At 46.0% G+C, this 1,529-nt stretch carries 1 protein-coding gene; it reads left to right on the forward strand.

Going from position 1 to position 1,529, the window contains the following annotated elements:
• Positions 1-89: 89 nt before the first annotated feature.
• Positions 90-1,460 carry a sodium:alanine symporter family protein gene (locus BCT81_RS24855; RefSeq protein WP_102426192.1) on the forward strand — a complete coding sequence of 457 codons (1,371 nt, stop codon included), beginning with the start codon at positions 90-92 and terminating at the stop codon, positions 1,458-1,460.
• Positions 1,461-1,529 lie beyond the last annotated feature (69 nt).

Consider the following 1,529-nt stretch of genomic DNA (forward strand, 5'->3'; position numbering starts at 1 on the left):
CCGTATGTATTAAGTAGTGCTACCGATCCCTGTGATCTGCACTGCCTTCCCTCTTCTCCTTAAATTTTTTAATTTATTAAGGGGAATCTATGAACCACCTACAAGCTACACTACAAACCATCAACCAATTCGTTTGGGGACCACCACTGCTTATTCTGTTAGTGGGTACAGGTATCTACTTTACTTTTCGCTTAGGCTTACTCCAGTTTAGACACCTCCCAACCGCGCTAAAAATGGTATTCAGCAAAGACAAATCCGGTACGGGTGACGTATCAAGTTTTGCCGCTTTATGTACCGCGCTTTCAGCGACCATTGGTACTGGTAACATCGTTGGTGTAGCGACCGCAATCAAGATTGGTGGCCCTGGTGCCCTATTCTGGATGTGGCTTGCCGCTGTATTTGGCATGGCGACCAAATACGCAGAATGTCTACTTGCCGTTAAATACCGTAGAACCGATAGCAATGGCGAAATGGTTGGCGGCCCAATGTACTACTTGCAATACGGTGTCGGCTCAAGAATTTTAGCAGTAATGTTCGCTGTCTTCGCACTCGGCGTTGCTTGCTTCGGTATCGGTACCTTCCCACAAGTCAATGCTATCTTGGACGCAACTGAAATCTCATTTGGCGCTCCACGTGAAATGTCGGCAATCGTTTTAACAATCTTGGTGGCAGTGGTAACGCTTGGTGGTATCCAATCTATCGCTAAGGTGGCAGGAAAAGTGGTTCCGACCATGGCGGTTATGTACATCGTTGCGTGTTTGAGCGTTCTGGTTTCAAATGCAGACCAACTACTGAATGCCATTACCCTTGTTGTTACTTCTGCGTTTACCAACACAGCAGCAACCGGTGGTTTCTTTGGCGCGAGCATCATGCTTGCTATTCAATCGGGTATTGCTCGTGGTGTGTTCTCGAACGAATCTGGCCTAGGTAGTGCACCAATGGCTGCAGCAGCGGCTAAAACAGACTCATGTGTGAAACAAGGGCTGGTCTCTATGACAGGTACCTTCTTTGACACCATAATCATCTGTACGATGACAGGCTTGGCGCTTATCTTGACGGGTGCTTGGCAGACTGATCTTTCAGGTGCTGCGATGACCACTCACGCATTCGCTGTAGGTCTGAATGCAGATACCCTTGGTCCTATGTTGGTTTCTGTTGGCTTAATCTTCTTTGCGTTTACAACAATTTTAGGTTGGAACTACTACGGTGAGCGCTGTGTTGTGTTCTTGCTAGGCACCAAAGCAGTCTTGCCTTACAAGATCATCTTCATTGCGTTGGTGGCTTCTGGTGCATTCTTAAAGCTCGACATGATCTGGATAATGGCTGATATCGTGAACGGCCTAATGGCAATTCCGAACCTAATCGGGCTTATCTTGCTGCGCCACGTTGTTATCGAAGAAACCAAGCTATTCTTCAAACCGTTAACTTCTTCTAGTGATTATAAAACTGTAAAAGCCTAATCGAGATAAATTGCAAAATAAAACCCAAAGCCCACAATCAAATGTGGGCATTTTATTACCTAAGTAAAT

The organism is Vibrio sp. 10N.261.52.A1, assembly GCF_002876325.1.
GTDB classification, from domain to species: domain Bacteria; phylum Pseudomonadota; class Gammaproteobacteria; order Enterobacterales; family Vibrionaceae; genus Vibrio; species Vibrio chagasii.

Excerpts from the sequence above, each read along its gene's own strand:
- BCT81_RS24855 (WP_102426192.1), top strand. The coding sequence starts at position 90 with ATGAACCACCTACAAGCTACACTACAAACCATCAACCAATTCGTTTGG.